Origin of the sequence: Streptomyces diacarni (genome assembly GCF_003323715.1) — a bacterium.
In the GTDB taxonomy this organism is placed as follows: domain Bacteria; phylum Actinomycetota; class Actinomycetes; order Streptomycetales; family Streptomycetaceae; genus Streptomyces; species Streptomyces diacarni.
This window is the reverse complement of record NZ_QOIN01000043.1, coordinates 12,560-32,263: the sequence shown is the minus strand read 5'-3', so window position 1 is coordinate 32,263 and position 19,704 is coordinate 12,560. Positions and strand designations below refer to the sequence as shown.

Annotated in this window: 16 protein-coding genes; 3 read left to right on the top strand and 13 right to left on the bottom strand. The window is 72.8% G+C overall.

Features of this window, described 5'->3' with window-relative positions; all coding sequences use genetic code 11:
• Positions 1-14 precede the first annotated feature (14 nt).
• Together DTL70_RS14240 and DTL70_RS14235 are read left to right on the top strand one after the other, a co-directional pair.
• Positions 15-1,127: an ATP-binding protein gene (locus DTL70_RS14240; protein ID WP_114022294.1), complete on the top strand. Its 1,113-nt coding sequence runs from the start codon at positions 15-17 to the stop codon at positions 1,125-1,127.
• A complete protein-coding gene (locus DTL70_RS14235; RefSeq protein WP_114022293.1) occupies positions 1,124-3,958 on the top strand; it encodes a DUF5682 family protein in 2,835 nt (944 codons plus the stop codon). Before DTL70_RS14240 ends, DTL70_RS14235 begins: the two co-directional genes overlap by 4 nt.
• A 105-nt stretch (positions 3,959-4,063) precedes the next feature.
• Here DTL70_RS14235 and DTL70_RS14230 read toward each other — a convergent pair whose 3' ends face one another.
• The 8 genes from DTL70_RS14230 to DTL70_RS14195 are packed head-to-tail and all read right to left on the bottom strand — an operon-like array spanning position 4,064 to position 12,219.
• Positions 4,064-5,488 carry an NADH-quinone oxidoreductase subunit N gene (locus DTL70_RS14230; protein WP_114022292.1) on the bottom strand — a complete coding sequence of 475 codons (1,425 nt, stop codon included), beginning with the start codon at positions 5,486-5,488 and terminating at the stop codon, positions 4,064-4,066.
• Entirely contained in the window at positions 5,485-6,990 is a 1,506-nt protein-coding gene (locus tag DTL70_RS14225) for a complex I subunit 4 family protein (RefSeq protein WP_114022291.1), read from the bottom strand. Before DTL70_RS14225 ends, DTL70_RS14230 begins: the two co-directional genes overlap by 4 nt.
• Before the next feature lie 6 nt (positions 6,991-6,996).
• Positions 6,997-8,895 (bottom strand): proton-conducting transporter transmembrane domain-containing protein, encoded by a 1,899-nt coding sequence (locus tag DTL70_RS14220; protein WP_114022290.1) that lies wholly within the window; start codon positions 8,893-8,895, stop codon positions 6,997-6,999.
• The gene (locus tag DTL70_RS14215; protein WP_114022289.1) at positions 8,892-9,197 is read right to left on the bottom strand and encodes an NADH-quinone oxidoreductase subunit NuoK; all 306 of its coding nucleotides are present in this window, start codon (positions 9,195-9,197) and stop codon (positions 8,892-8,894) included. The genes DTL70_RS14220 and DTL70_RS14215 overlap by 4 nt, the downstream gene beginning before the upstream one ends.
• Positions 9,194-9,754, bottom strand: a complete 561-nt coding sequence (locus DTL70_RS14210; RefSeq protein WP_114022288.1) for an NADH-quinone oxidoreductase subunit J — start codon at positions 9,752-9,754, stop codon at positions 9,194-9,196. Before DTL70_RS14210 ends, DTL70_RS14215 begins: the two co-directional genes overlap by 4 nt.
• 2 nt (positions 9,755-9,756) lie before the next feature.
• Positions 9,757-10,695 (bottom strand): complex I subunit 1 family protein, encoded by a 939-nt coding sequence (locus DTL70_RS14205; RefSeq protein ID WP_114022287.1) that lies wholly within the window; start codon positions 10,693-10,695, stop codon positions 9,757-9,759.
• Positions 10,688-11,866 (bottom strand): hypothetical protein, encoded by a 1,179-nt coding sequence (locus DTL70_RS14200; protein WP_114022286.1) that lies wholly within the window; start codon positions 11,864-11,866, stop codon positions 10,688-10,690. Before DTL70_RS14200 ends, DTL70_RS14205 begins: the two co-directional genes overlap by 8 nt.
• Complete coding sequence (locus DTL70_RS14195) at positions 11,857-12,219, bottom strand: NADH-quinone oxidoreductase subunit A (protein ID WP_242757869.1); 363 nt, start codon at positions 12,217-12,219, stop codon at positions 11,857-11,859. Before DTL70_RS14195 ends, DTL70_RS14200 begins: the two co-directional genes overlap by 10 nt.
• Before the next feature lie 331 nt (positions 12,220-12,550).
• Here DTL70_RS14195 and DTL70_RS14190 point away from each other — a divergent pair, with 331 nt between their 5' ends.
• Positions 12,551-13,252 (top strand): helix-hairpin-helix domain-containing protein, encoded by a 702-nt coding sequence (locus tag DTL70_RS14190; RefSeq protein ID WP_114022284.1) that lies wholly within the window; start codon positions 12,551-12,553, stop codon positions 13,250-13,252.
• Positions 13,253-13,269: 17 nt separating this feature from the next.
• On the opposite strand, the gene DTL70_RS14185 is transcribed toward DTL70_RS14190, so the two are convergent.
• The 5 genes from DTL70_RS14185 to DTL70_RS14165 all read right to left on the bottom strand — a co-directional run bounded on the left by DTL70_RS14185 (position 13,270) and on the right by DTL70_RS14165 (position 19,522).
• Complete coding sequence (locus tag DTL70_RS14185; RefSeq protein WP_245979365.1) at positions 13,270-14,250, bottom strand: EamA family transporter; 981 nt, start codon at positions 14,248-14,250, stop codon at positions 13,270-13,272.
• A gap of 117 nt (positions 14,251-14,367) precedes the next feature.
• On the bottom strand, positions 14,368-15,510 hold the full coding sequence (locus tag DTL70_RS14180; RefSeq protein WP_114022282.1) for a M24 family metallopeptidase: 1,143 nt from the start codon (positions 15,508-15,510) through the stop codon (positions 14,368-14,370).
• A 317-nt stretch (positions 15,511-15,827) separates the two neighbouring features.
• Entirely contained in the window at positions 15,828-16,448 is a 621-nt protein-coding gene (locus DTL70_RS14175; protein WP_114022281.1) for an L-threonylcarbamoyladenylate synthase, read from the bottom strand.
• Between the two features lie 125 nt (positions 16,449-16,573).
• The gene (locus DTL70_RS14170) at positions 16,574-17,398 is read right to left on the bottom strand and encodes an SAM-dependent methyltransferase (protein ID WP_245979364.1); all 825 of its coding nucleotides are present in this window, start codon (positions 17,396-17,398) and stop codon (positions 16,574-16,576) included.
• Between the two features lie 165 nt (positions 17,399-17,563).
• Positions 17,564-19,522, bottom strand: a complete 1,959-nt coding sequence (locus DTL70_RS14165; protein WP_114022280.1) for an aconitate hydratase — start codon at positions 19,520-19,522, stop codon at positions 17,564-17,566.
• Positions 19,523-19,704: the final 182 nt, after the last annotated feature.

Genomic DNA, 19,704 nt, shown 5'->3' with positions numbered 1-19,704 from the left:
TGAAAGGCCCCGGTATGTCCGACCTGTTGCGCGCCCCCGCCGAGATCAAGTACGCCGAAGAGCTCGACTGGCTGGAGTCCGTCGACGACAGCCCCAAGCCCTTCTCGTGGCGGCTGTCGCCGAAGATGGTCCGCCTGTTCGTCCTGGGCTCGGAGCCCTCCGACGGCCTGGAGCGGGAGGTCTCGCAGAAGTGGTTCGGCGACCGCAGCTTCGTCGAACGCTCCATCGTCACCCTCGCCTCCGACCGCGGGCTGCTGCTCATCGGTGACCCCGGCACGGGCAAGAGCTGGCTGGCCGAGCTGCTGTCCGCCGCGATCTCCCGCAACTCCACGCTCGTCGTGCAGGGCACGGCAGGCACCACCGAGGACCACATCAAATACTCCTGGAACGTGTCGATGGTCATCGCCAAGGGCCAGTCGCGGGAGTCGATGATCCCCTCACCGATCATGACGGCGATGGAGGGCGGGGCGATCGGCCGCTTCGAGGAGCTCACCCGCTCCACCAGCGACGTCCAGGACGCGCTGATCTCCATTCTGTCGGAGAAGTACATCTCGGTGCCCGAGCTGGAGAGCGACAGCATCGTCTTCGCCAAGCCCGGCTTCTCCGTCATCGCCACCGCCAACAGCCGCGACCGCGGCGTCAACGACCTGTCCTCGGCGCTCAAACGCCGCTTCAACTTCGTGCGGATACCGGTCGTGACGAACAAGAAGAGCGAGGCGGAGATCGTCCGCTTCCGTACCGAGGAGCTGCTGCGCCGCCACCGGATCGAGCTGGACGTGCCCCCGACGCTGCTCGATGTGCTGCTGCGCAGCTTCGCCGACCTGCGCGCCTCGGCGGCCGCGGCCGGCAGCGACGACGAGAAGCTGGAGTCGGCGCTGTCCACGGCGGAACAGATCGGGGTGCTCGAGGACGCGATCCTGCACAGCAACTTCTTCGGCGAGCGGGCCTTGACCGCGCACACGCTGGCCTCCTCGCTCGTGGGGTCCCTCGCCCGGCGCGCGCCCGAGGACCTGGCGATCCTCAACAAGTACCTGCACGGCGTCGTCGAGCCGCGCGGCAAGGAGGAGGGCGGCTCCTGGAACGAGTTCCTCGAGGGCGGCCGCGACGCGATCGCCACCCTGTCGTGAGCGCCCCCGACGAGCGGACCTTCACCGCGCTGCGCACCCAGCTGCACGAGGCCGCCGAGGCGTTCGCCGAAGGCCAGGACGGGCTGGAGAGCATCCTTCTCGGCCTCGTCGACGACGTGGAACGCGCGGTGCGCGAGCCGCTGGAGATCTTCCCCGTCTGCCACCACTCGCCCGCCTCGGCGCTGGCGATGGCGCGCCGCCTGCGGGACAAGCAGCCCAAGGTCGTCTACCTGGAGCTGTGCGAGGACATGGCACCGCTCCTGCCCGAGCTGCGCAACTGCAAGCTCCCGGTGGCCCTCCAGGCGTTCGCCAGCGAGGCCGACGGCTTCCCCTCGCAGTGGTCGCCGCTGTCCGTGGTCGCGCCGGTCACCGAGGCCTCGGCCGAGTACCAGGCCCTCGCCTACGCGCTGGACACCCCCGGGGTGGACCTGGTCCTCGTCGACCGCTCCTCGGACCACGTCTTCCAGTGGGACGCGCGCGGCGAGACGTCGGCCGAACCCGCCGCCCAAGCGGACCCGGACGCCCCGCCCCCCGAGGAGGAGGCGGCGCTCCACGGTGACGCGGTCGGTGTGGAGATCGGCGACCTGCGACCCCGCTTCGCCGACCTGGAAGAGCACCTGCTGCGCCACGGCAGGGTGCGGCACTGGTCGGAGTGGTGGCACCAGTACGTCGAGCTGCCGCTGGGGGACAGCGACCACGACACCTACCGCCAGGTCATGTTCCTCATCGGCAGCCTCTTCCGGCGGCTGGCCCCCGGCGACGCGCACCGGGTGCGGGTCGACGAGGACCGCGAGCGCTACATGTGGACGCGCATGCGGGAACACCTGGCGGCGAGCGGCACCGACCCGGCCGACTGCCTCTACGTCTGCGGTGCCTTCCACGCGGCCAGTCGCGTCGCGGAGTTCGGCGTCCACGGCAGCGACACCTTCGAGATCAGCCCCGTGAGCGCCACCAGGTGGCAGCACGGTCTGATCCCGTCCAGCCACGCGGCGATCGAGGCGCAGTTCGGCCTCGCCGCGGGGTCGGTGTCGATCGCCTCGACCGTCTGGGCGAAGAACCTGAGGCGCACCCGTGTGAAGCCGTACCGGCTGGCCGGCCAGGCGGGTACGAGGAAGCCGAAGGCCAAGAAGGCGGCCGCCGCCTCGGCGGCCCCGCCGGACCGGGCGACGGGGGGCGACCCCGCCGTGCCGCCGCCGGACAAGCTGACCGGTTTCCTGCGCCAAGAGCCCGCCCTGGACCGGCTTGACGAGGCCGAGCTGCTCGGCTGGTCGGTGGAGATCGTGCGCGCCGCGCGCCGCAACGGCTACCTCGCCTCGACCGCCGACGCCATCGCGGTGTTCGAGACGTCGATCCTGCTGGCCGGGATGCGCGAGAGGGCCAAGCCGACGCCGTACGACTTCCAGGACGCGGCCGTCACCTGCATCGAGAAGGACACCGTGCCCGGACGCCGCGACGTGCGCCGTCTCGTGGAGATCATGATGGGTGGCGACCGCGTCGGCCAGGTCGGTTACGACGCGCTGCCCCCGCTGGCCCGCGACGTGCACGACCGGCTCGCACCGCTGGAACTTGGGCTCCAGCAGCGCGGCGTACGCAGGGCGCTGCTGGACATCGCGGGCCGGCCGGAGCTCGAACAGTGCTCCGACGTGCTGTGGATGCTGCGGTACCTGCTGCCGCAGGGCGCCGCCCGGCCCATCATGGGCGAGCGGAAGCTGGGGGAGCGGCCGATCCAGGAGTCCTGGGACCTCGCGCTGGGCACCCACCAGCGTGCCCTCATCGAACTGGGCTACGAGGGCGTCAGCATCGAGCAGGTGCTCGAACAGCGGCTGCGCCGGCGGGCGTACGGTCCGCAGGCCACCGCGGCGGTGGTGCTGGAGACCGTCGAGGCGGCGACGCTGCATCTGCCGGGCCGCCGGTTCGCCGACGAACTCGGTGCCCGCGCCCTGGAGGTGCTCTCGGGCGAACGCACGGTCGACGGCGCTCCCGAGGTGCTGCGACGGGTACGGCGGCTGCTGGCGTACTACCGCACCGCCGAGCCGGCGCTCCCGCCGTGGATCGAGTCCTTCGTCAAGGCGGGCTACGCGCACTACTGCACCCTGCTGCCCACGGCGTTCACCGACGAGGACGCCACCGTGCCGCAGGTCGCCGCGATGCTGGGCTTCCTCTTCAGCATGGAATCCCTCGCGCTGTCGCTGGGCTGCGACCGGACGCAACTCCAACTCGCCCTCGCCCAGTCGCACCCGCAGGACGCCTCGAAGACCGCACTGCTGTGGGCGGCGCAGACCCAGCTGGGCCACCTGACCCGCGCCGATGTGCGGGCCAGGTGCGCCGAGCTGCTCGGCAACCCGCTGACGCTGGACGCCTATCCGCGCTACCTCAGCGGCTTCGTGCACGCGTTGGAACCGGTCCCCGAACTGACGGACTTCGTCGTGGAAGCCGTCTCCGAGGCGTTCGGACAACTGCCCGACCCGGTACTCCTGCCGTGGCTGCCGTCTCTGATCACCACCCTGCGCGCCGGCGGAGCCGAGCTCGCCCCGCTGCTGATCCGGGAGGCCGGCCGCACCTTCCCCGGCCGTCTCGACGCGCTGGACGCGTGGACACCACCCTGGCGGGCCCAGCCCGCGGCCGAGGACGTACGTCCCACCCGTGGGGCCGCCGGCGGCCGCCCCGCTCACCTGCTCGCCGCCCACCCGGCGACGTGTGACGCGATGGCGGACCTGCTGGGCTGCGAGGGCACGTGGCACACCTCAGGCCCGGAGAGCCCGGGCCTGGCACTGGTGACCCGCCACCCCGAGACGTCCAAGGCGCTGGAGGCGCTGCTGGCCTCCGCGTGACGAGACGGGGCCTCGCTCCCCACGACAGCGAGGCTCCACGTACCGCACGTGGCCGCGCGGTCTCAGGCAGGCCGCGCGGTCTCACGCGTGGCACGTGGCGGCCGATCAGCGCAGGAGAGGTCCCGTCGTGAGGGGGAGGAGCGTCCCGCCGGCCAGGCCGAGGAGGAGGGAGGCGGTGGCAGCGGCGCAGGCGGTGGCCACGGGGCCGCGGCCCGCGGTCCGGTGGGCGGCGCTGGGCTGTTCGTGGGGTGCGGGGCGGAAGAGAGGGGCGAGCCAGCGCAGGTAGTAGAAGAGCGAGGCGACGGTGTTGGCGACGGCGAGCGCGGCCAGCCAGGTGTAGCCGCCCTCGACGGCGGCTTGGAAGACCTCCAGCTTGCCGAGGAACACGCCGGTCGGTGGTGTGCCGACCAGGCCGAGCAGGCAGACGACGAGGACGGCGGCGAGAGCCGGCCGGTGTCGGGCCAGACCGCGGTAGTCCTCCAGCGTGCGGGCGTGGGGGAGTGCGGTGACGGCGGCGAAGGCGCCGAGGTTGGTCACCGTGTAGGCGAGCAGGTAGAAGAGCAGGCTCTGTTGTGCCAGGCCGGTCCGCGCGGCGACGGGGAAGGCGACAAGGAGGTAGCCGACCTGGCCGATGGTCGAGTAGGCGAGCAGCCGTTGGACGGAGGTCTGGAAGAACGCGGCCAGGTTCCCCAGTGACATGGAGAGGGCGGCGAGGAGGGCGAAGAGCCCGGGCCAGTCGAGTGCGGTGCCCCACAGGACCTGGTGGGCGAGGCGGTAGGCGCCGATGAGCCCGCCGACCTTCGTCAGGGTGGTGACGTGGGCGGCGACGGGGGCGAGGGCGCCGTCGGTGGCGTCGGGCACCCAGAAGTGCGCGGGGACGGCCCCGGCCTTGAACAGCACGCCTGCCAGCACCGCCAGGGAGCCGACGGCGACCAGAGCGGGGGAGGCGTGGGGGAGGGTGGTGCGCAGGTCACTGTAGAGCGTGCTGCCCCCGGCGCCGTACAGCACGGCCGTGCCGGCGAGCATGAGGGTGCCGAGCAGGGCTCCGAGGAGGTAGTACTTCAGGGCGGCCTCGGTGCCCCGCCCGTCCTTGGCGAACGCCGCCAGGGCGTAAGCGGGCACGCCGGCGAGCAGGAAACCCGCGAAGAGCAGCAGCAGATCGTTGGCGCCGGCCAGGACGAGTGTCCCGGCGCCGCTCATCAGGAGCAGGACGTAGAACTCGCTCTCACGCGCGTGCGAGCGCACCGTCCGCGTGGCCATCGCCACGAGCAGCAGCAGTCCGCCCAGTACGGCCAGGCGGCCGAGGCCGGTGGCGGCGTCGACGGCGAACGTGTGGGCGAAGACGGTCTGTTCGCGCCCGGTGGCCATGGTCCACGCGGTGGCCGCCAGGCCCGCCAGGCAGGCGGCCGCCGCGAGCACGGCCACGGCCCACTGGCGGCGGCGGGGCAGCAGGCTTCCGGCGAGCAGGCCCACCACCGCGGCGCCGAGCAGGATCGTCTCGGGCAGGAGCGCGGCGAGGTTCTCGTTCACCTGGCCACCAGTTGGGTCACGGTGCGGCTGGCCGGTTCGACGACGTCCAGCAGGAAGCGCGGGGCGACGCCGATGACGAGGGCCGCGCCCAGGAGCGGTACGGTCGCTGCCGCCTCGCTGGGCACGAGGTCGCGGAAGCCCGTGGCGGGGGCGGCGGCGGGCAGGCGTGAGGGGCCGAGGAACATGTGGCGGAGCGCGCGCAGGAACAGCGCGGCGGTGATCAGCAGGCCGGTGAGCGCGCATGTTGTCGCGACCGCCTGTGAGGCGAGGCTGCCGGTGAGGATCTGGAACTCGGCGATGAAACCGGAGAAGCCCGGGATGCCGAGGCCGGCGAAGGCGGCGACGCCGGTGGCGGCGGCGAACCGCGGGGCGTGCGAGGACAGCCCCGAGTAGGCGTCCATGGCGTAGGTGCCGCCGCGGTCGTGCAGGACGCCGGTGAGCAGGAACAGTGCGCCGGTGAGCAGGCCGTGGCTGACCATCTGCACCACCGCGCCGGTCACCGCCAGGGAGCGGGCCTGTGCGTCGGTCCCGGCGAGGACGCCCGCGGCGCCGACGGCGAGGAGGATGTACCCCATGTGCGTGACCGACGTGTAGGCGATCATGCGTTTGAAGTCGGTCTGCGCCAGCGCGACCAGCGCGCCGTAGACGACGGAGACGGTGCCGACGATGACGAAGACCAGCGCGTACCGGCGCCAGCTGCCCGGCAGCAGGGGCATGGCGATGCGCACGAAACCGTAGGCGCCCATCTTCAACAGGACGCCCGCCAGGATGGCCGAGCCCGCGGCGGGCGCTTCCGTGTGGGCGGGCGGCAGCCAGGTGTGGAAGGGCACCGTGGGCGTCTTGACGGCCAGCCCGACACCGAGCGCCAGCAGGACGAGACCCGCGTACAGGCCCTGTCCGGCGAGCGGGTTGCCGCGGACCAGCTCCAGCAGGTCGAAGGTGTGCGGGGTGGCGGCGAGGGAGAGCCCGATGAAGCCGAGCAGCAGGGCGAGCGATCCGGTGAACGTGTAGAGGAAGAAGGTGAGGGCCGCCGCGCGGGCGCGCCCGCCGTGGCCCCAGCCCGCGATGACGAAGAACATCCCGACGAGGGACAGGTCGAAGAAGACGAAGAAGAGGATCAGGTCGAGGGCGACGAACAGCCCGACGCTCACCGTCTGCAGGAAGAGGAACAGGCACACGTAGGAGCGCACCCGGCGCGTCTCACGCAGCGAGTAGAGGGCGGTGGCCAAGAACAGCAGGCACGTCATGGCGACGAGAGGCAGGGAGAGGCCGTCGACGCCGACGTGATAGCCCACCCCGGCCGCGGGGATCCACGGGTGGTTTTGCTGGTACTGCATGCCGCCGTGCGGGTCGAAGCCCACCCACAGGCCGACGACCAGCGCCAGATCGGCCGCGGCGGTGCCGGCCCACACCCGCGCGCACACCCTGTCGGGCACGGAGCGCGGAGCCAGGGCGAGGCCGACGCAGGCGAGCAGGGGCAGGAAGGTGACGAGGGTCAGCACGGACGATTACCTCACCAACAGCACGATCGAGAGCAGCAGGGTGAAACCGACGACGGCCTGGGCGTAGTACTGGTGCAGCAGTCCGGTCTGTGGTCTGCGCGCCCACGCGCCGAGGCGGCGGCATCCTGCGGCCACCGCCCGCACGGCGCCGTCGAGGCCGTGGTCGTCGGCCCGTGCGGCGCCCCGTGCCAATGTCAGGCCGCCGCGCGCGAGGTGGTGTACGGCTCCGTCGACGGCCCGGTCGTCGAACGCGGCCAGTGCCCGTGCCAGCGCGAACGCGGGCCGCACCAGCACGGCACGAGCGGCCCGCTCCATGGAGAGCCAGTCGGCCGCCCACCGCTTCCCGGCGGACGCCGTACGCGGGGCGTGGGCGGAGCGCGGCAGCCACCACCAGGCCGCGCCCGCCGCTGCCAGGGCGACGGCGGCCGAGAGCGCCATCTCCCACGGGTTGGGGGCGTGTTGCTGCCCGCCGCCGAGCACGCCGCGCAGCGGGCCGGAGAGCCCCGGCAGTGCTGCCACGCCCAGAAACACGGCGGCTGCCGCGAGCACCACCACGGGCGTGGACACCGAGCGGGTCGGCCCCCGGGCGCCGCGCCGCCCGCCGTCCTGTTCCTGGCCGTGGTCGTGGTCGTGGTCGTGGTCGTGCGGCAGCGGACGGGTGACATACCACAGCGCCTTGACGCTGTAGCCGGCGGCGACGGCGGCAGCGGCGAGGCCGAGGGCGTACAGCCCCGGGCTCTGCGCGCGGGCGGCGGCCAGCACCTCGTCCTTGGCCACCCACAGCGACAGCGGCGGCAGCCCCGCCAGCGCCAGCGCGCCGGCCACGAACCCGGCTCCCAGCAGCGGGTGGCGGCGCACCGCTCCGCGCAGCGCGGGCAGTTGTTCGGTGCCCAGCGACGTCAGCCAGGCTCCGGCGGCCAGGAACAGCGCCGACTTCGCGGCGGCGTGCGCGAGCAGTTGCAGTGTGCCCCCGCTCGGATCGCCCACGCCGGCGGCCAGCACCATGAAGCCGACCTGGGAAGATGTCGACGCGGCCAGCAGTTGCTTGAGAGCGCGCTGCGCCACGGCGACCACGCCGAGAGCCAGCGCGGTCACGCCTCCCGTCCAGGCGACCAGAGGAGCGGCCCACCCGGTCGCCACCAGCAGGGGGTGCAGGCGCAGCAGCAGGTAGGCGCCCGCGGCGACCATGGTGGCCGAGTGCAGCAGCGCGGAGACCGGGCCGGGGCCGCGCATCGCGTGCGAGAGCCAGAACGAGAACGGCAGCTGCGCTGACTTGCCCAGCGCCGCGACGACGAGGCCGGCACACGCCACGTGCCGCCACCCTCCCTGAGCGCCGGTCAGCGCGGTGAGGTCGAGGGAGCCCACCCCGCCGGCCATGGCGGCGCCCGCGGCGAGGTAGAGGCCCAGGTCGGCGGCGCGCGTGGTCACGAACGCGGTGTCGGCCGCCCGCACCCGGTCCGGCCGGTGCCACCAAAAACCGATCAGCGCCCAACTGGTCGCCCCCATCACCTCCCAGGCCATGAGCAGCGGAGGGAGGGTGGTCGCGGTGACCGTGACCGTCATCGCACCGGCGAACAGCAGCATCAGCCCGAAGAACCGCCCCCGGTTCTCCCGCGGCCCCAGCTCACCGGGCGAGGCCACGAGCACCGCCGTGGTGACCGCCGCGACCGCGACCACGAGGACGGCGGAGAGGCCGTCGACCCGCAGCCCGGCGCGCACCCCGGCGAACAGCGGGGCGCTCGCCTCGGGCCGGAACACCGCAGAGGCGACGGCGAGCCCGAAGGTGCCCGCCGCGGCCGCGAGTCCGAGCCCGGGGGCGAGGGCGTTCCAGCGGCGGCCGCTCAGGAGCAGCGCGGCTCCCGCGCCCAGCGGGAGAGCGATCAGCGCCCACAGCAGCGCGCTCACCCTTTCAACTCCCTGGCCATGTCGGTCGTGTCCACCTGACGGGCGCGGTAGAGGGCGGTGGTGACGGCGAAGCCCATGGCCATCTCCACCGCCATCGCCACCACCGCGACCACGATGACGACCTGGCCGTCCGCGGCGGCCGGAGCCAGGAAGTGCCAGAAGTCGGCCGCGGCCACGATCACCCCGCCGATCATCAGCTCGATCCCCATCATGATCATGACGATGGACTGCTGGGACAGCGCGCCGAACAGGCCGACGGAGAACAGGCCGGCCGCCAAGACGAGCACCAACTCGAAGGTCATCGGCCCACCCCTCCGCCGGCCGGGTCACGGGCAGGGCACCGGTCGAGGTCGTCACCGAGCCGGTCGTAGCGGCCACGGTGCAGGGCCAGGACGGTGGCCGCGACCATGGTGGCCAGCAGCACGAAACCGAGCACCACCATCGTCAGCATCTGCCCGCCCATCAGCGCCTTCCCCACCTGGAACGTCGTGTCGCGCGGCGGGGACCCCCTCCGTTGCGGCCAGTCCACCAGGAAGACGGCGCCGGTCAGCGACGCGAACACCGCGGCGCTGATCCCAAGCGCGCCGCGTTTGTTGTGCAGCATCGACATCGGCATCAGACCGGCGGGATTCATCATGTAGGCGACCATGAAGACGGCCATCACGACCATCTCCATGACCATCATCAACACGGTCACCACGCCCAGGTACGGAAGTCCGAGCACGAACACCACGCCGCCGACGCACACCAGCGAACCCAGCAGCGCGAAGGTGGCCCGGGCCATCGAGTCGCAGGCGAACACCGCGACCGCGCAGGCGAGCGCCACCACGCCCAGGCCCCACAGCGACACCGCCTCCACTCTCAACCTCCTTGGCGGACCAGTACGACCAACGCCACGGCCAGCACCTGCACGAGCGTCAACGGCAGCAACACCACCCAGGCGAGCTCCACATAGCGATCGGCGCGCACCACCGGCACCCGGCGCAGCCCGTACACCAGCAGGCCCAGCACCGCCAGCGTCTTGAGCAGCGACCACGCCCAGGCGGGCAGCACCGGCCCGTTGCCACCGCCGAGGAACAGCGGCACCGCCATCGCGGCTCCGGCCGTCAGCCACAGCCACCGGCCCGCCTGGAGCAGCAGCCTGTCCACCCCGGACGCCTCAGCCAGTACGCCGCCGGCCAGATCGTGTCCCGCCGGGTAGGCGAACGGCCCCAGAAAGGCGAAGGCCAGCACCCCCGCGAGATGGACGAGGAAGCCGACGGGCATCCACACCACGAACCACAGCCCCTGCTGGGCCGCGACGATGTCTGCGAGCCGCAGCGACTGCGCCCCGGTCGCGGCGGAGATCAGCGCGAACATCAGCGGCAGCTCGTACGCCAGCCCCTGGGCGACGAAACGGTAGCCGCCGACCAGGGAGAACACGGAGTTCGGCCCCCAGCCCGCCAGCCAGAGCCCGGCCCAGGTGAGCACCTCCATCGCGTTGAACCAGACCAGGCCCACCGACAGATCGGCGACACCGCGGTGCCCGAACGGAACGACCAGCACGGACAGTACGGCGGCCGCGGGGACGATGAGCACGCCCAGCCGCCACAGCAGCCGGTCGGCTGCCGGCAGGGTGCGGGGCTGCGCCGTCAGCAGACGCGGCACCTCCAGCAGCCGCCGCCCGACCGCGCCCAGGGAAGGGCGACGGCCCGCGTGCTGTGCGGCCGCACACGTGTCGGCGGCCACCGCCAGCAGCGCCCCCGCCAGGAGCAGAGCCGGGGCGAGCAGCACCGTCCACCACCGTCCCGCCTCAACCATGGGCCCTTGCCCTCGGCGCCGCGGTCGCCAGCTCGTCGGGGTCGGGGTCGAGGCTCGCGACGATCAGCCGGGCCGCCGCCAGTTCGGCGCCTCGCAGCAGCTGAGGCAGGACGCCGACCAAGGCCGCCGAAGGCCTCAGACCGTCCCGCACGCACCCACGCGGCCCCACGCCTTCGGTGCCCAGCGGGGTGGCGTCCTCCAGCAGGCTCGTGGCGTGCACGGTGGAGGCGAGCCAGGCCCGGTACCGGGCGGGGACGTCACCGCGGATCTGGCCCACCGCAGGGCCGAACCCGGCCTCCGCTGTGCCGGTTGCGGCGCGCTCGGCGACGCGCCGGGCCTCGGCCTCGGTCAGCTCACCGATCCCGCGGGTCAGCCAGTACAGCACCCGGGACCGGCCGACGCGGCGGGCGAACCGCTCCACGCGGGGCCGGACGGCGGCGGCGTCCACGCCGGTCAGCAACTCGTCCCGCAGCCGACGGGCCCTGGTCGCGGCGGCCTGCCACCCGGCCACCGACAGCAGCCGGGCCAGGCTGTCGAGATGCGCGGCCGCCCGGCGCCGGACGGCCGCGCCCACCGTCACCTGCTCCCCGGCCTCCGCACGCAGCCAGGGCTCCGCCCAGAACGGGGGAGAGGGCGCGGCCGCAGGCGCGGGCACCCCCTCGACGCGGGCCTGTTCGACAACGTCGCCCTGCAGGGTGAGGCGGAGCGTCAGCCCCGCCGGCCAGTCGGACAGCAAGGGCCCCAGCGGCACGTGCAGCCGATCCAGCGTCAGTCCGTCACGGTCAGGGCCCACCTCCGCCATCGGCGACTCGGCCGAGGGGCACCCGGCCTCAACGTGCCCGGCCGTTTCGCGTCGACCGGTCGCGGACGCCAGCACGGCGCGGCAGTCGTCGACGACATCGGAGACCGCGTCCGCGCCACGCACGCGGGCCCGGCAGCGCGGCTCGGGCATGTCCTGCCACAGCCGGTCGAACGCCGGTTCAAGAGAGGGGCAGTCGGGGCCCGCGACGAGCAGGACGTCGGCGTCCGCGGGGGTGTCGGCGCTCGGCACGTCGAGGCGGCGCAGGTGCCGCTCGACCGCCAGGCGCACCGCGGTTCCGCCCGGCGTGGTCACCAGCAGCACGTGCGGCCGGGCGGCCGTCGCCCGCAGCAGGGCGCCCGTCAGGTCCATCGCAGGGCGCCTTCCCGCCAGGCGTACGTCACCCCGGCGAAGAGGATCCCCAAGAAGACGAACATCTCGATCACGGCGCCAGGACCCACCGCGGAGATCACCAGCGTCCACGGGTACATGAAGACCATCTCCATGTCGAAGGCGAGGAAGAGCATGGTGACCGTGTACCAGCGGACGTGGAACCGGCTGACCGCGTGCTCGGCCGGCTCAAGACCCGAGCCGAACGGAACGGCGGACAACGGCTGTGCCGAGACCCGCAGCAGCCGGGAGAGACCGTGGAGTCCGCCCACCGCGAGCAGGACCACGGCCAACAGCGACAGCGCGGCGGTGGGGCCACCGACCGGGCCGTTCAGCACCTTCCGCTCCCTTCCACGGTGACCGTCCGGCGCGCGTGTACCCCTGGGGGGCATGCTCAATCGTGTGTGTCCGTGCCGGATCTAGAGGGTCGCCGCTGCCCGCCCGCTCACGTGGAAGGCGCGCCAGAGGTCCGGCCCCCGCCCGGCCGTTCGAGTCGCCGCGCGGCGCGGCGACCGGCCCGTCCGCCCCCGTGGTGGGACAGCGGTGGCACGGGCCGGTAACGAAGCCGTGTCAGCGTCCTTCCGGAACGCGGCGAGCGCGGGCGGGGTCCGTAAAATGGTCCACGGCAGCACCCACTGCCGACGGCGAACTGCACCGGGGGGCAGCATGGCCGACTGGGAGCGCTCGATCAGGCGCGCACACCTGCTGCGGGCCGTACTGACGACACTGTGGGCGTTGCTGCCTGTGTTCACACTCGGCTTCGCGGCGGCGCCGCTGATGATCCACGCCGCGGCGCGCATGCAGCGCTGGTGGCAGACCGTGGCGACGGCGCCCTACCTCGCGGCGACCGCGCTCGTCTTCACCTTCGACCCGGACGTGTCCGCGACCAGCGAGGCTCTTTTCGGGGCGGGGATGTTCGTGAACTTCGTCGTCGGGACCGGGCACGCGTTCGCGATCCGCGGTGCCGTGTGGAAGCCCGACGGCACGGATCACCACACGTTCCGGCCTCTGCTGGAGAAGCAGCGCGAGGTACTGGCCGCCCAACGGGACGCGCGCGCCGCGCGCGAGGCCGCTCGCGCCCTGGCCGCGTCCGACCCGCGGCAGGCGCTGGAACTGCAGATCGGCCGCGTGGACCTCGGCGACCGCGCGTTTCCCGACGGCGGTCTCGTGGACGTCAACAATGTGCCTCAGGCCGCACTGGCCAAGGTGCTGCGTATCCCGGCGCCCCGCGCGGCTCAGGTCGCGCGGGCGCGCGCCCAGATCGGAGGCTTCTCCTCCGTCGTCGAGTTGTCCGTCATGACGGACCTGCCACCGCGGCACCTGGACGCGGTCGCGGACCGGTTGATCTTCCTGCCGCCGAGCCCGTGAGGGCGGCCTCACGCTTCTCAGGCCGACGAGGCGGGGGCCGGCTCCCCGGGATCAGGCACGGGTTCGGGCGCGGGCGCGGCGGCGGGCGCGGCGGCGGGCGCGGGCAGGGCCTCGCGGGCACCGGCGCGCGTCGCGCCGATCCCCGCGGCCACCACGAAGGCGACGCCGACCGCGGGCCCCGGGCCGGGCACCTGCCCGAGGACCAGCAGGCCGACCAGCACGGCGAAGGCCGGCTCCAGACTCATCAGTGTGCCGAAGGCGGACGCGGTCAGGCGGCGCAGCGCGAGGAACTCGAGTGCGAAGGGCAGTACGGGGCTGAGCGCGGCCAGCCCCAGCATGATCAGCACCGGCTGCCAGGCGAGGCGGTCGGCCAGCGAAGGGGCTGCCACGGCGAGCCCGGTGATCCCGGCCACCGGCATGGAGACGGCCAGCCCGCTCAGGCCGGTGACGCGGTCCCCGACACGTTGGGTGAGCAGGATGTAGGCGGCCCAGCACGCGGCGGCGGCCAGCGCGCACGCCACTCCGGCCGCGTCGACACCACCGTGCCAGGGCTCGGTCAGCGCCACGACGCCGAGTGCGGCGGCGGCAGTCCAGCGGAGGCGTCCGCCTCCGGGACCGAGCAGCGAGACCGCGAGGGGGCCCAGGAACTCCAGCGCGCTCGCCGTACCCAGCGGCAGGCGGTCGATGGCGAGCATGAAGAAGAGCATCATCCCCGCTGTCACGGCACCGAGCACGGCGCAGGCCGCGAGGTCGCGGCCCGTGAAGGAGCGGCGGCGCGGCCGTATCAGCACCAGCAGGAGCACGCCCGCCCACGCCAGCCGCAGCCCGGCGGCGCCCGGCGCTCCGAGCCGGTCGAACAGCGGCACCGTCAGAGCGGAACCCAGCTGGACGGTGGACATCGAGGCGACGCCCATGAGGGCCCCGGCCTGGGCCCCACCCAGGCGTTCCAGGCGTGAGGAGGCAGAACGGAGACGGGACCAGGACGGATGCGGACTCATGGCCTCCAGTAGAAGACCTCGGGATTCCGCGCCTCCACGCGGGGTCTGCCGAGGTCCCCTCCGCGCCGCGCGCCTGCCCGTACAGCCGGCGAAGTCGTGGGAAGGGGAGCCGGTGCGTCAGGACAGGACGGTCAGTTCGCGGTCAGTGGTGTTGAGCCGTTCCCCGCCGTCCTCGGTACACACCACGATGTCCTCGATGCGTGCGCCGTACCGGTCCGGCAGGTAGATGCCGGGCTCGATGGAGAAGGCCATGCCGGGTGCCAGCGGCTGCCGGCTGCCGGCGACGATGTAGGGCTCCTCGTGGCTCTCCAGACCGATCCCGTGCCCTGTGCGGTGGATGAAGTACGCACCGAAGCCCGCCTGGGTGATCAGGTCCCGTCCGACGGCGTCCAACTGCTCGGCCGTGATGCCCGGACGCACGGCTTCGGTCTGTGCGCGCTGCGCGCGCAGGAGGACGTCGTGGAGCCTGCGGAACTCCTCGGTCGGCTCGCCCACCACGTACACGCGGGTCGAGTCGGAGCAGTAACCCTCCGCGGTGGTGCCGCCGATGTCGACCACCACGGGGTCGCCGTGCTGGATCACCCGGTCGGACAGCTCGTGGTGCGGGCTGGCGCTGTGCGGTCCCGAGCCGACGATGACGAAGTCGACCCGGGCATGGCCCTCGGCGGCGATCGCGGTCGCGATGTCCCGGCCGACCTCGCGTTCGGTCCGTCCGGCCCGCAGCCATTCCCCCATACGGGCGTGTACGCGGTCGATGGCCGCCCCGGCGCGCCGCAGGGCCGAGACCTCCCGCGGTGTCTTCCGCGTCCTGAGCACGCTCAGTACGGTGCCGGCCAGCCCCTGCTCCGCTCGGGGCAGGGCGGCGCGGAAGGCGAGCGTCTTCTCCGCCCACATGTGGTTGTCCACGCCGACGCGCGTGGCCGAGGCGGGCAGCCGGGAGGCGACGACGCCGTAGGGGTCCTCGGTCTCCTGCCAGGCGAGGATCTCCACGCCCAGCGCTCCGGCGGGTGAGGCCTGCGCGGCCGGCTCCTCCAGGGCGGGCACCAGCAGGAAGGGCCGGCCTTCGGCCGGGAGGACCAGGCAGGTCAGCCGCTCCAGTTGCATGGCGTCGTAGCCGGTCAGGTACCGCAGGTCGGCTCCGGGAGAGATCAGCAGGGCGTCCAGCCCCGCCTTCGCGGCGGCGGTACGGGCGTGGCCGAGACGGTCGGCCGGGTAGAGGTCCTGGTCGGATCCGGTGGTGGTGTCGGTCCGGTGGTGCATCGCTTCTCCCAGGGTTCGTTCGGGCCGCGGCGGCCGGGGACGGATGCCGTCGTTCCGCGACACGGCGCCCCGGGGCGGAGCGGGCGGGATCGAGGCCTTGCACGTGTCTTCGGGGTACCCGCACGTGTCTTCGACACCTCTACCGGGCGGCGGTCGGACCTCTGCACACCCGCCGTGTCGCCTCGTGACACGCGTGACACGACGGGACGCGGAAGACGGAGGTCATGCCGCGCATGCTCGCAGGGCGCGGTGGCCCGTACAACCGATTTCCCCGGGACCGGGCCGGGGGCCCGGCCCGGTCTCGGTCTCGGTCTCGGTCACATGAAGCGTGCGGGGTCGCCCGCCCCCTGCCGTACGATCTCGGGGGCCTCGCCGGAGAAGTCCACCACCGTGGTGGGTTCGGTGCCGCAGTCACCGGAGTCGACCACGGCGTCCACCACGTGGTCGAGCCGCTCCTTGATCTCCCAGCCCTGGGTCATCGGCTCCTCCTCGTCGGGCAGCAGGAGGGTGCTGGAGAGCAGCGGCTCGCCGAGTTCGGCCAGCAGCGTCTGGGTGACCACGTGGTCCGGGATGCGGACTCCGACCGTCTTCTTCTTCGGGTGGAGCAGCTTGCGCGGCACCTCCTTCGTGGCGGGGAGGATGAAGGTGTAGCGGCCGGGGGTCGCCGCCTTGACCGCGCGGAACACGTCGTTGTCGACGTGGACGAACTGGCCCAGCTGCGCGAAGTTCTGGCACATGAGCGTGAAGTGATGGCGTTCGTCGAGGTTGCGGATGGACCGGATGCGGGTCATGCCGTCGCGGCTGCCCAGCTGGCATCCCAGAGCGAAACAGGAGTCCGTCGGGTACGCGATGAGTGCGCCGGCCCGGATACTGTCGGTCACTGTGCGGATGGTGCGTGGCTGCGGGTTGTCGGGATGCACGTCGAAGTACTTCGCCATCCGCCGAGCCTATGCGCACCGGCGCCCCGGCCCGCACGGCAGGTGCCGTGTGCCGGTGTGGGCAGGGCGGGGCACTGGTCAACCGGCGCGGACCGGTCGGCCGGGGCGCCGGTGGGGGAGTGGGGTCAGTGCTTGACGGCCACTCCCGCCCAGACGCCCGCCTCGGCGGCCGAGACGGTCCCGGGCAGCTGCCGTACCGGGCCGAGCTCCAGGTCCATCCGCCATTCGCAGGTCGGAGCGATGTCCGGAGCGACCAGGTCGAGCCCCTCGAAGAAGCGGGCGGTCTCTTCCCTGGTCCGGAACTGGGTGGGCGTGACCGCCTGGCGGTAGTGCTCGGCGAGGGCCGCCATCCGCCCGTCGTCGAGGTCGAGGGCACCGTGCGAGAGGATCAGCGCGCTGCCGGGCACCAGCGGGGCCACGAGCCGGCGTACGAGCCCGTACGGATCGTCCTCGTCGGGGAGGAAGTGGAGCAGCGCGACGACCGACAGGGCGATGGGCGCTTCGAAGTCCAACGTCTTGTGTGCGTGATCGAGGATGGTCCGCGGGTCACGCACGTCGGCTTCGATGTAGTCGGTGGCTCCCTCGGAGGTGCTGCTCATCAGGGCGCGGGCGTGGGCCAGGACGATGGGGTCGTTGTCGGAGTAGACGATCCGGGACTCGGGAGCCACCTCCTGGACCACCTGGTGCAGGTTGGGCGCGGTGGGGATGCCGGTACCGATGTCGAGGAACTGGCGGATGCCGAGTTCCTTCACCGCGTACAGCGCGGCGCGGTGCATGAACTCCCGGTTCTGCCGCGCGGCGACCATCGAGTGGGGGTTCGCGTTCAGCGCCGGGACGGCTGCCTCCCGGTCGACGGCGTAGTGCGTCTTTCCGCCGAGGAAATAGTCGTACAGCCGCGCCGTGTGCGGCTTCGTGCCCGGCTTCGGTGCCGTGTGACCCGCCCCGCTCACCTGGAACCCCTCTCTGAGACAGCAACCTGGTCCCATCATCGGCCAGTTCGCCGCCCCGTATGGCCGATACCGCGAGGTTCGTCGCCCGTTCACGCGTCGGCTGGGCGACAAAACCGGAAGAAGGAGGGCGAGCCGACGAATGGGGGCCGCGTCGTCGGACGGGTCTCACTCCGTGGCCAGCGCCGGAATGATGCCACCGGCGAGGACGAGGGAGCGCTGGCGCGAGGAGAGACGGTGGCCTACCGCGTACTCCTCGTCGCGGGTCTGGTTGCGCAGCCGCAGTACGGGTTCGGCGTCGGGGGCGAGCGCGGCGTGCAGGTCTGCCAGGTGGAGTGTGTCGCCCTCGCGGACGCGCTCGTAGTCGCCGCCGTTCTCGAACTCCAGTGGGAGGACACCGAAGTTGACGAGGTTCTGCCAGTGGATGCGGGCGAAGGAGCGCGCCACCACGGCCCGCATGCCCAGGTACCGGGGTGTGATGGCGGCGTGCTCGCGCGAGGAGCCCTGCCCGTAGTTCTCGCCGCCGACGACGAGGTAGAAGCCGTCGTGCTCCCTGGCCCGGCGCGGATGCTCGGCGTCGAGCCGGGTGAAGGTGAACTCGGCGAGCTGGGGGATGTTCGACCGGTAGGGCAGCGCTTTCGCCCCGGCTGGGGAGATCTCGTCGGTGGAGACGTTGTCCCCCGCCTTGAGCAGGACGGGCGCCGTCAGGGCGTCGGGGAGGGGGTCGAGGTCGGGCAGCGCCGAGATGTTCGGGCCCCGTTGCAGCTCCACCGTCCGGGCCTTCTCCTCGGGCAGCGGGGGCTCCAGCATGCCGGTGTTGACGGAGGCGTGCTCGGGCAGGTGGAGCGCGGGCGCGGCGGTTCCGGTTTCCGCCGCCCAGTCGCGGGGATCGGTGAGGGTGCCGGTGAGCGCGGAGGCCGCCGCCGTCTCCGGTGAGCACAGCCACACGGAGTCCTCCTCCGTGCCTGAGCGGCCGGGGAAGTTGCGCGGCATGGTCCGCAGTGAGTTGCGGCCCGCGGCCGGGGCCTGGCCCATGCCGATGCAGCCCAGGCAGCCGCTCTGGTGCAGCCGTGCGCCCGCCGCGATCAGGTCGAACGTACCGCCGGAGCGGGTGAGGTCCTGGAGGATCTCGCGGGAGGTGGGGTTGATGTCGAGGCTGACGCCGTCCGCGGTGCGCCGGTCCTTGACCATGGCCGCCGCGACCGCGAAGTCCCGCAGCCCTGGATTGGCGGAGGAGCCGATGACGCACTGGGAGACCGGCTCGCCCGCCACCTGGCGCACGGGCACCACGTCGCCGGGCGACGAGGGCTGGGCGACCAGCGGCTCCAGCGCCGACAGGTCGATCTCCTCGTCGAGGTCGTAGGCGGCGTCGGGGGAGGCGCTGATCTCGGTGAAGTCCGCCTCCCTGCCCTCGGCGCGCAGGAATGCGCGGACGGCCTCGTCGGACGGGAAGACCGTGGCGGTCGCGCCCAGTTCCGCGCCCATGTTGGCGATGACGTGGCGGTCCATGGCCGTCAGCGAGGCCAGACCAGGGCCGTGGTACTCGATGATCCGGTTCACGCCGCCCTTGACGCCGTGCCGCCGCAGCATCTCCAGGATCACGTCCTTGGCGCTCACCCAGGGCGGCAGCTCGCCGGTCAGCCGTACGCCCCAGATCTGCGGCATGCGGACGTAGAGGGGGCGCCCGGCGATCGCCAGCGCCACTTCGAGTCCGCCCACGCCGACCGCGAGCATACCCAGGGAGCCGGCCGCACACGTGTGCGAATCCGATCCGGCGAGAGTCTTCCCGGGGACGCCGAAGCGCTGCATGTGAGTGGGGTGCGAGACGCCGTTGCCGGGCTTGGAGTACCACAGGCCGAAGCGATGGGCAGCGGAGCGCAGAAAGGCGTGGTCCTCGGCGTTGCGCTCGTCGGCCTGGAGAATGTTGTGGTCCACGTACTGGACGCTGACCTCGGTCCGCGCCCGGTCGAGGCCCAGCGCCTCCAGCTCCTGCATCACCAGCGTGCCCGTGGCGTCCTGGGTCAGCGTCTGGTCGACCCGCAGCCCGATCTCCTCGCCGGCCTCGGCCTTCCCCTCGACGAGGTGGGTGTCGACGAGACGCTGCGCGACGGTGCCGTGTGCGGGCATGGCGTCCCCTCCTTTGCTCTTGGGTGCGCGCGGCCCGGCGGTGGCCGGCCGATGCCGAGTACCCCGCACGCGCCGTGGGCACGCGCCCGATCACCCCTGGGGACGCGCCGTGCGTCACATCTCCGCCCGACACCGCTGCGCGCACGCCGCGGGCCGGAAAATCATGGTCGGGACCCTGTCGC

What these genes read in the sequence shown, in the direction of transcription:
- DTL70_RS14240 (WP_114022294.1), top strand. Translation starts at nt 15, where the DNA reads ATGTCCGACCTGTTGCGCGCCCCCGCCGAGATCAAGTACGCCGAAGAG.
- DTL70_RS14215 (WP_114022289.1), bottom strand. Translation starts at nt 9,197, where the DNA reads ATGACCTTCGAGTTGGTGCTCGTCTTGGCGGCCGGCCTGTTCTCCGTC.
- DTL70_RS14205 (WP_114022287.1), bottom strand. Translation starts at nt 10,695, where the DNA reads ATGGTTGAGGCGGGACGGTGGTGGACGGTGCTGCTCGCCCCGGCTCTG.
- DTL70_RS14200 (WP_114022286.1), bottom strand. Translation starts at nt 11,866, where the DNA reads ATGGACCTGACGGGCGCCCTGCTGCGGGCGACGGCCGCCCGGCCGCAC.
- DTL70_RS14190 (WP_114022284.1), top strand. Translation starts at nt 12,551, where the DNA reads ATGGCCGACTGGGAGCGCTCGATCAGGCGCGCACACCTGCTGCGGGCC.
- DTL70_RS14185 (WP_245979365.1), bottom strand. Translation starts at nt 14,250, where the DNA reads ATGAGTCCGCATCCGTCCTGGTCCCGTCTCCGTTCTGCCTCCTCACGC.
- DTL70_RS14180 (WP_114022282.1), bottom strand. Translation starts at nt 15,510, where the DNA reads ATGCACCACCGGACCGACACCACCACCGGATCCGACCAGGACCTCTAC.
- DTL70_RS14175 (WP_114022281.1), bottom strand. Translation starts at nt 16,448, where the DNA reads ATGGCGAAGTACTTCGACGTGCATCCCGACAACCCGCAGCCACGCACC.
- DTL70_RS14165 (WP_114022280.1), bottom strand. Translation starts at nt 19,522, where the DNA reads ATGCCCGCACACGGCACCGTCGCGCAGCGTCTCGTCGACACCCACCTC.